This is a genomic window from Pseudomonas sp. QLc11A, from assembly GCF_052112305.1.
Taxonomy (GTDB): Bacteria; Pseudomonadota; Gammaproteobacteria; order Pseudomonadales; family Pseudomonadaceae; genus Aquipseudomonas; species Aquipseudomonas laurylsulfatiphila.
Map to the genome: position 1 here is coordinate 440352 of NZ_JAVAJJ010000003.1, position 6667 is coordinate 447018.

Below are 6667 nucleotides of genomic sequence, written 5' to 3' on the forward strand. Positions count from 1 at the left end.
TTCACCGTTTGCTTTTGATGATGGTGCCCAGGCCTTGCAGATAGGCCACCAGCGCGTCCATTTCGGTTTTGCCCTTCACGGCATCCTTGGCGCCGGCGATGTCTTCGTCGGTGTAAGGGACGCCGAGCGTGCGCAACACTTCCATTTTCTTGGCGGTGTCTTTGCCGTCGAGCTTGTTTTCCACGAGGAACGGGTAGGCCGGCATTTTCGATTCGGGCACGACGTTGCGCGGGTTGTACAAGTGCGCACGCTGCCAGTCATCGGAGTAACGACCGCCGACACGGGCCAGGTCCGGACCGGTACGCTTGGAACCCCACAGGAACGGGTGGTCCCAGACGCTTTCACCGGCGACCGAGTAGTGGCCATAACGTTCGGTTTCAGCACGGAACGGACGGATCATCTGCGAGTGGCAGCCGACACAACCGTTGGCGATATAAACGTCCCGGCCTTCCAGTTCAAGGGCGGTGCGGGGCTTCATGCCCTCGACCGGCTTGTTGGTGACGTCCTGGAAAAACAGCGGAACGATCTGGGTCAGGCCGCCGACGCTGACGGCGATGACCATGAAGAAGGCCAGCAGGCCAATGTTCTTCTCGACTGCTTCATGCTTCATCAGTGAGCTCCAACTACGGCAATCTGTTCGGCGGCTTTGGCTTCAGCCGGGTTCGAGGCGCGTACGGTACGGAATACGTTGTAGGCCATGAACAGCATGCCGGTGGCGAAGAACGCACCGCCCAGGGCGCGAACGATGAAACCCGGGTGGCTGGCTTGCAGCGCTTCGACGAACGAGTAGGTGAGGGTGCCGTCGTCGTTGATTGCACGCCACATCAGGCCCTGGGTGATGCCGTTGACCCACATCGAAGCGATGTAGAGCACGGTACCGATGGTCGCGAGCCAGAAGTGCGTGTTGATCAGGCCGGTGCTGTGCATCTGCGCACGACCGAACAGTTTCGGAATCATGTGGTAGATGGCGCCGATCGAGATCATCGCTACCCAGCCCAGAGCGCCGGCGTGTACGTGGCCGATGGTCCAGTCGGTGTAGTGCGACAGCGAGTTGACGGTCTTGATGGCCATCATCGGGCCTTCGAAGGTCGACATGCCGTAGAACGCCAGCGACACCACCAGGAAACGCAGGATCGGGTCGGTGCGCAGCTTATGCCAGGCGCCCGACAGGGTCATCATGCCGTTGATCATGCCGCCCCAGCTCGGTGCCAGCAGGATGATCGACATTGCCATGCCCAGCGACTGAGCCCAGTCCGGCAATGCGGTGTAGTGCAGGTGGTGGGGACCGGCCCAGATGTACAGGGTGATCAGCGCCCAGAAGTGCACGATCGACAGGCGATAGGAGTAGATCGGACGCTCGGCCTGTTTCGGCACGAAGTAGTACATCATGCCCAGGAAGCCGGTGGTCAGGAAGAAGCCCACGGCGTTGTGGCCGTACCACCACTGGATCATTGCGTCCGTCGCACCCGAGTAGGCCGAGTAGGACTTGAACAGGCTGACCGGCAGCGACATGTGGTTGACGATGTGCAGCATCGCGGTCACGACGATGAAGGCGCCGTAGAACCAGTTACCCACATAGATGTGCTTGGTTTTGCGCTTGACGATGGTGCCGAAGAACACCAGACCGTAGGTGACCCAGACAATGGCCAGCAGAATAGCCAGGGGCCATTCCAGTTCCGCGTATTCCTTGGTGGTGGTGAAACCCATCGGCAAGGTAATGATCGCGCCGACGATCACCGCTTGCCATCCCCAGAAGGTGAAGGCAGCGAGGCTGTCGGAAATCAGTCGCGTTTGGCAGGTTCGCTGCACGACGTAATAGGAAGTGGCAAACAGTGCACATCCACCGAAGGCGAAAATCACCAGGTTGGTGTGCAGCGGGCGCAGGCGTCCAAAGCTCGTCCATGCCAGACCGAAGTTCAACTCCGGCCAGACCAGTTGCGAGGCGATGAAGACACCGAGCCCCATGCCAAGGATCCCCCAGACCACCGTCATGATGGCGAACTGGCGGACTACCTTATAGTTATAAGCAGTCGGACTGATTGCTGTGCTCATTCTAAGGTTCCACGGTTTGGGTGTTTTATTAGGATTAAAAATCGGCCGCAAGTATGGAGAAAGCAGGGGGTCATTGCAACGCGCCATGACCTGGGTCAATGCTTTCAAATGCTGATTCTGCGGCCTTTCCATGCGCCGCGTAGGGACAAAATTGCCCGCGGGCAAAAGGTCCTGGTGGACTGATCAGGTGAGGGGGTCAGGTCGGATGTAACGGAGTGTGTTCAAACTCAACGTTTGGCTGACCGAAGGCAACTGGCGCGACAGCCGGTATCTACCAGCCTTTGCGGCCTGTCATCGGGCAGATTCGTCGAACACAACGTTCAGGGTCGACCTGGAACCGGCACCGGCCAGTCCGCATCGGGGGAAGCTTAGACCTGAATCCGGGGAACCGAAAGGAAGAGTCAGAGAGGGTGCGACAATGCGTCGCAAAGGGGCAGGGAACTGCCGCATCCGGGAGAATGCGGCAGCAGAGCGGTCGGGATTTATTCGCGGTTGTCTTCAGCCTGCAGACGCTCGGTATTCAAACCGTGGGACAGGCTGTACACATACGCGGCCAGCAATTGCACCTTGTCATTGCCGAGCAGTTCGTTCTGCGCCGGCATATGGCCCTGGCGGCCATGACGAATCGTCTGTTCAAGCTGCGTCAGGCTGGTGCCGTAAATGAAGCCGGCCGGGTGCGTCAGGTTCGGCGCGCCCATGGCTTCGGTGCCCTGGCCATTTGCTCCATGGCAGGCGACGCAGGTGGTGCTGAAGGCTTGCTGTCCGGCTTGCAGGTCCGCCTTGCTGCCTTCCGGCAACGGCAGGCCGGCCAGATCATGGCGCACATAAGCGGCGACGTTTTTCACACCTTCCTCCCCCAGCACTTCACCCCAGGCCGGCATCATCGCCATCCGGCCACCCATGATGGTGGTCTTGATGGTTTCTGCGCTGGCACCCCAGCGCCAGTCGCTGTCGGTCAGGTTGGGGAAACCGAATGCACCCTTGGCATCCGAGCCGTGGCACACCGAGCAGTTGGAAGCAAACAGGCGGCCACCCATTTTCAGCGCTTGTGGGTCTTTGGCGACTTCTTCCAGTGGCATAGCCGAAAATTTGGCGAAGATCGGTCCGAACTTCGCGTCAGCCCTGGCCATTTCCTTTTCCCACTCGTGGGCCCCGGTCCAGCCGTTTTCATAGCCGGGGAGGACGCCTTTCCAGTTGCCCAGGCCGGGATAAAGGATCAGGTAACCGACGGCGAACACCAGCGTGCCGGCGAACAGCATGAACCACCATTGCGGCAGCGGGTTGTCGTACTCCTCGATGCCATCGAAGCTATGGCCCATGGTCTGGTCGACGCTGCCCTTGGTCTCGCCCTTGCGGGTGCCGATCAGCAGCCAGGTCAGGCCGATCAGGCTGCCAATGGTCAGTACGCAGATCCACGTACTCCAGAAGGTGGTCATGGCCGGGTACTCCTTGTTGCTGAATCTTCGGTGAGGTCGGGTTGTGGTTCGTCGGCGAACGGCAGCAGGCGCGCTTCGGCGAATTCCGGGCCGCGTTTGCCGTTGAATACCCACAGGGTCAGGCCGACGAAGGCCACGAACACGACGACGGTGCCAAGGCCGCGGATCATTCCAGTGCTCAATTCAAACATTGCTCACCTCTTGCTCTTGATGGCAGTGCCGAGCACTTGCAGGTAGGCGACCAGTGCATCCATTTCACTCTTGCCCTTGAGCGAAGCGACGGCGCCGGTGATGTCTTCGTCGGTGTACGGCACGCCCAGGGTGCGCATGGCCTTGATCTTGGTTTCGGTGTGGCTACTGTCGAGTTGATTGGCCACCAGCCACGGGTAGGCGGGCATCTTCGACTCCGGCACGACGTTGCGCGGGTTGTACAGGTGCGCGCGATGCCAGTCATCCGAGTAGCGCGCACCGACCCGCGCCAGGTCCGGCCCGGTACGTTTCGAACCCCACAGGAACGGGTGGTCCCAAACGCTTTCGCCGGCCACCGAGTAGTGCCCGTAGCGTTCGGTCTCGGCGCGGAACGGACGGATCATCTGTGAGTGACAACCGACACAGCCTTCGCGGATGTAGATGTCGCGGCCTTCCAGTTGCAGCGCGGTGTAGGGCTTCATGCCTTCCACCGGCTTGTTAGTCACGTCCTGGAAGAACAGCGGGACAATCTGGGTCAGGCCACCGATGCTCACGGCCAGGATCATCAGCAGCAGCAACAGGCCGACGTTTTTCTCGATAGTTTCGTGTTTCATGGCGGACTCCTCAGGCCATCTGCGCGGCAGCGGCGACTTCGGCAGGCTGCGAGGCCCGCACGGTGCGCCAGGTGTTGTAGGCCATCAGGAACATGCCGCTGAGGAAGATCGCGCCGCCCACCAGCCGCACGACGAAGCCAGGGTGGCTGGCCACCAGGGTCTCGACGAAGGAGTAGGTCAGCGTGCCGTCCTCGTTCACCGCACGCCACATCAGGCCCTGGGCGATGCCGTTGACCCACATCGAGGCGATGTACAGCACGGTGCCGATGGTGGCGAGCCAGAAGTGCGCGTTGATCAGGCCGATGCTGTGCATCTGCTCGCGTCCGAAGACTTTCGGGATCATGTGGTACAGCGCGCCGATGGAAATCATCGCCACCCAGCCGAGCGCGCCGGCGTGTACGTGGCCGATGGTCCAGTCGGTGTAGTGGGAGAGGGCGTTGACCGTCTTGATCGCCATCATCGGCCCTTCGAAGGTCGACATGCCGTAGAACGCCAGGGACACCACGAGGAAGCGCAGGATCGGGTCGCTGCGCAACTTATGCCAGGCGCCCGACAGGGTCATCATGCCGTTGATCATGCCGCCCCAGCTCGGCGCGAGCAGGATCAGCGACATCACCATGCCCAGCGACTGCGCCCAGTCCGGCAGCGCGGTGTAGTGCAAGTGGTGGGGGCCTGCCCAGATGTATAGGGTGATCAGCGCCCAGAAGTGCACGATCGACAAGCGATAGGAATACACCGGGCGCTCGGCCTGTTTCGGCACGAAGTAATACATCATGCCGAGGAAACCGGCGGTGAGGAAAAAGCCCACGGCGTTGTGTCCGTACCACCATTGCACCATCGCGTCGGTGGCACCGGAGTACAGCGAATAGGACTTGGTGAAACTGACCGGCAACTCCATGTTGTTGACGATGTGCAGGATCGCCACGGTGATGATGAACGCACCGAAGAACCAGTTGCCGACATAGATGTGCTTGGTCTTGCGCTGCATGATCGTGCCGAAGAACACGATGGCGTAGGCGACCCAGACAATGGTGATCAGAATGTCGATCGGCCATTCCAGCTCGGCGTATTCCTTGGAGCTGGTGTAGCCCAGCGGCAGGCTGATGGCCGCCAGGAGAATCACAAGCTGCCAGCCCCAGAAGCAGAACGCGGCGATTTTCGGTGCAAACAGTTGCGTCTGGCTGGTGCGTTGCACCGAATAGAACGAGCTGGCGAACAGCGCGCAGCCGCCGAAGGCAAAGATCACCGCGTTGGTGTGCAGCGGGCGCAAGCGGCCGAAGCTGGTCCAGGGCAAATTGAAGTTGAGTTCGGGCCAGACCAACTGGGCAGCGAGAAAAACCCCGAGCCCCATGCCGACGATGCCCCACACCACCGTCATAATGGCGAATTGGCGGACCACCTTGTAGTTGTAGGCGGTACTGATAGAAGTGTTCATGGTTCCCCATCCACGGTTCAGCCGAAGTGAGCGCACTCGCGCAAGGCAGCGCACCCTTCGGCCGGAGTTATAGGCAGACTAAAAGCGAGGCAAGCATGGACAAAGGGCACAAGGCCGGTATTGACGGGGATCAATGGGCGCAGTGCGTGCGGGATCATGGATGGTTGTGGAATGCGGCCGCTGGCAAGGCAGCGCCGACGCTGATCCTCGCCCACGGCGCCGGCGCACCGATGGACAGCGACTGGATGAGCGACATGGCTGCACGCCTCGCTGCACAAGGCGTCAACGTGTTGCGCTTCGAGTTTCCCTACATGGCGCAGCGGCGCCTCGACGGCGGCAAGCGCCCACCGAATCCGGCGCCGAAACTGCTCGAATGCTGGCGTGAGGTGTATGCCCAGGTGCGACGCCATGTCACTGGGCCGCTGGCCATCGGCGGCAAGTCCATGGGTGGGCGCATGGCCAGTTTACTGGCCGATGAGTTGGGGGCGGATGCGCTGGTGTGCCTGGGGTATCCGTTTTATGCGGTGGGCAAGCCGCAGAAGCCACGGGTCGAGCATCTGGCCGGGCTGAAGACTAGAACCTTGATCGTGCAAGGCGAGCGCGATGCGTTGGGCAACCGGGAGGCGGTCGAAGGGTATTCGCTATCGCCGGTTATCGAGGTGTTCTGGCTGGTGGCGGGGGATCATGACTTGAAGCCGTTGAAGGCTTCGGGCTTTAGCCATGAGCAGCATTTGGCGGCTGCGGCTGAGAGGGTGGCTTCATTCCTTCAGTGAAAGGTGTGGTGTTGCAAATGGCCTCTTCGCGGGCAAGCCCGCTCCCACAGTGATCTGTGGTGTGGCTTGATCGTGTGATCAATGCAAAACCCTGTGGGAGCGGGCTTGCCCGCGAAGGCGGGCGCACAGACAACATACTTTTCAAATTGATAATAAAAAACCCGGAAG

At 60.7% G+C, this 6667-nt stretch carries 7 protein-coding genes; 1 reads left to right on the plus strand and 6 read right to left on the minus strand.

The genetic code is table 11. From position 1 onward, the window contains the following. Position 1: 1 nt before the first annotated feature. From ccoO (Q8X48_RS07485) to ccoN (Q8X48_RS07510), 6 genes are all read right to left on the minus strand, one after another. On the minus strand, positions 2 to 610 hold the full coding sequence (gene ccoO / locus Q8X48_RS07485) for a cytochrome-c oxidase, cbb3-type subunit II (RefSeq protein ID WP_007905434.1): 609 nt from the start codon (positions 608 to 610) through the stop codon (positions 2 to 4). Continuing rightward, positions 610 to 2052 carry a cytochrome-c oxidase, cbb3-type subunit I gene (gene ccoN, locus Q8X48_RS07490; protein WP_008050393.1) on the minus strand — a complete coding sequence of 481 codons (1443 nt, stop codon included), beginning with the start codon at positions 2050 to 2052 and terminating at the stop codon, positions 610 to 612. The genes ccoO (Q8X48_RS07485) and ccoN (Q8X48_RS07490) overlap by 1 nt, the downstream gene beginning before the upstream one ends. 482 nt (positions 2053 to 2534) lie before the next feature. Beyond that, positions 2535 to 3488 (minus strand): cytochrome-c oxidase, cbb3-type subunit III, encoded by a 954-nt coding sequence (ccoP, locus tag Q8X48_RS07495; RefSeq protein WP_217837672.1) that lies wholly within the window; start codon positions 3486 to 3488, stop codon positions 2535 to 2537. Next, positions 3485 to 3679 carry a cbb3-type cytochrome oxidase subunit 3 gene (locus Q8X48_RS07500; protein WP_407799576.1) on the minus strand — a complete coding sequence of 65 codons (195 nt, stop codon included), beginning with the start codon at positions 3677 to 3679 and terminating at the stop codon, positions 3485 to 3487. The genes ccoP and Q8X48_RS07500 overlap by 4 nt, the downstream gene beginning before the upstream one ends. Positions 3680 to 3682: 3 nt before the next feature. Then, on the minus strand, positions 3683 to 4291 hold the full coding sequence (ccoO, locus tag Q8X48_RS07505) for a cytochrome-c oxidase, cbb3-type subunit II (RefSeq protein ID WP_008020035.1): 609 nt from the start codon (positions 4289 to 4291) through the stop codon (positions 3683 to 3685). A 10-nt stretch (positions 4292 to 4301) separates the two neighbouring features. Beyond that, the gene (gene ccoN, locus Q8X48_RS07510; RefSeq protein WP_095965203.1) at positions 4302 to 5726 is read right to left on the minus strand and encodes a cytochrome-c oxidase, cbb3-type subunit I; all 1425 of its coding nucleotides are present in this window, start codon (positions 5724 to 5726) and stop codon (positions 4302 to 4304) included. 95 nt (positions 5727 to 5821) lie between these two features. Between ccoN (Q8X48_RS07510) and Q8X48_RS07515 the strand changes: the two genes are divergently transcribed. Next, positions 5822 to 6499, plus strand: coding sequence for an alpha/beta family hydrolase (locus Q8X48_RS07515; protein WP_407799579.1), 678 nt, complete (start codon positions 5822 to 5824; stop codon positions 6497 to 6499). Positions 6500 to 6667 lie beyond the last annotated feature (168 nt).